Origin of the sequence: Streptococcus mitis (genome assembly GCF_001074635.1) — a bacterium.
In the GTDB taxonomy this organism is placed as follows: domain Bacteria; phylum Bacillota; class Bacilli; order Lactobacillales; family Streptococcaceae; genus Streptococcus; species Streptococcus mitis_E.
The window spans coordinates 1-346 of record NZ_JUQO01000237.1 but is presented as its reverse complement, the minus strand read 5'-3'; the positions used below and the strand labels follow the sequence as shown (position 1 = coordinate 346).

The window sequence follows — 346 nt, the reverse complement described above, 5'->3', positions numbered from 1 at the left end:
CATTGAAATTCAAGTTCATCATCAGAATTTTTTCATCAATCGCCTGTGGGCTTATCTGTGTAGTCAGGTCAATCAAAATCTTGAAAAAATTCGCCAACGAGAAGGTGATACCCACCAGAGTTACAAGCATATCGCTCCTGTCTACGCCATTGCAATCGTAGATAGCAATTATTTCCAAGATGACTTGGCTTTCCACAGCTTTAGTATGCGCGAGGACACGACAGGTGAGGTCTTAACTATCAAAAACAATGGACAGGAACACCATCTAGTCAAGATGGCATTCTTGGAACTCAAAAAATACAGAGAAACCAGCAAAGACGAGGTTCGTAAACCGTGGTTGGAGTTT

Annotated in this window: 1 protein-coding gene; it reads left to right on the top strand. The window is 41.6% G+C overall.

Going from position 1 to position 346, the window contains the following annotated elements; all coding sequences use genetic code 11:
* On the top strand, positions 1 to 346 hold a 346-nt coding region (locus ADI58_RS10080), incomplete at both ends, for a PD-(D/E)XK nuclease family transposase (RefSeq protein WP_049522488.1).